The 1,562-nt window shown below is 58.0% G+C and carries 1 protein-coding gene and 1 pseudogene; both read right to left on the reverse strand.

Going from position 1 to position 1,562, the window contains the following annotated elements:
- Positions 1 to 217 (reverse strand): caspase family protein (locus WCB02_RS05810; RefSeq protein WP_423956884.1); only part of this gene is annotated, 217 nt, incomplete at its 3' end.
- A 241-nt stretch (positions 218 to 458) separates the two neighbouring features.
- Positions 459 to 1,562 (reverse strand): annotated as a pseudogene (locus WCB02_RS05815) (hypothetical protein); the annotation flags it as partial.

Raw genomic sequence — 1,562 nt, forward strand, 5'->3', positions numbered from 1 at the left:
GATCGCGGGCGCCCATGACATCGAAACCCGCCATCCGCAAGGTTTGCGCGATCAGGGCCGCATCGTTGACCGGGGTCGCCAAAGTCCTCACTTTATACGAGGCATTGCCGATGACGAGCGCCAGACGCTTTTCGAGCGGCTCGGCGCCTGCCGGAGAGAGAGACAGCGCGGCAAGCAAGGCCAGGCAATAAAATGAAATGGTCAAAAATCGTCGCATTTAATTCTGCATTATCAGGCGGCGGCGGAGAAACACAAGAGCATCGCCTTGAATGCTGGTGGCTGCAAGGAGATCTGCTGCATAAAGAGGCTCACCAAAGCCGCTTACCGACAGCTCCAACAGACCTTCGCCAGATGAATCCATTGATTCTGGTCAGACTGCCACGACTCGCTTTGAGACCTCCATTCAGGTCGGCCCCGATACGACCCGACTACGCGAGACAACGAATGAACTCAATCGCTTAAACGTGCTGCTGAGTTGCAACCGGCTGGGCCAAGTGCGCCAGGTGACCATCGCCAGATCCAGACGTGCTCATGATCGATGAGTTACCATGCTCGAACGCCGAGGACGGAAAGGCCGAGGCCATGTATTGCGAAAACAGCGCCACTTGGTGATTCAGCGCGGTATCGACCGCGCTTCCGCTGTGTCTCATCGACGGCGGCGGGGCGACGACCGATGTTGCATTATCGGCTTGGAGCGGCGGATCGATCACGATCGTGCCGCCATGCCCATCGCTCGAGAGCGTCCACGTGGAATTGGTATAGTTGCCCACCAGCGAAATGTTGGCCGTGTCATGCTCGGCGTCGGTAATGGTCAGGGTTCCTCCGGACGCGTTGCCCGAATATGAAACCGTGGTCGTTCCAGCGGCAAATGCGATATCCCTCAGATCAATCTGGTCCGAGCTCGATGGATTTCCGTCACCTGTCAAATTCAGCAATTGCCCGGTAAATTCGGTCGAGTGGTCGAGGACCAGGGTTCCCGTGGCCCCCTTGAATGTAATCGATCCGGAATCCGCGCCGGTCAGTTCAAGAGTTGCACCGGCGTCGATCGTCGCCGGCTGAGTCATGTGGCTCAAGCTCAAAACGAGGTTGCCCGTCGCCTCGATGACGGTGGTTGGAGTACCAATCACACCGTCGCCATTGAGGTCGTAGTCGAAACTACTCTCATAGCTTTCCAAGGCTGCGCTGGTGCCCGAGAGAACGCCGGATTGCGAAAGATAGTTGCCGTTGCGATCGGTGTTCCAGATGATGAAGGAATTGCCGAGTTGCCAGGCAACTTCATAGCCGCTCGCCGTCTGCGCGGCGGCGACCGGAGTCCAGCCGTCGAACGCGCCTGCCACGACAGCTGCGCCATTCAGTTGCAGGTGCGGCCCATTTCCGCTGCTATTTTCGAGCGCGTATTGATCGGCAACCGCGACCAGCGAGGTCGTCCCGTTGGATTCGATCACGGTTGACTTGACGCCAATCGTCCCGTCGCCATTGAGGTCGTGACCGAAGCTGGTCTCATAACTCTCCAACGCAGTGCTGGTGCCCGAGAGAACGCCGGATTGCGAAAGATAGTTGCC

The organism is Bradyrhizobium sp. (assembly GCF_049581145.1).
In the GTDB taxonomy this organism is placed as follows: domain Bacteria; phylum Pseudomonadota; class Alphaproteobacteria; order Rhizobiales; family Xanthobacteraceae; genus Bradyrhizobium.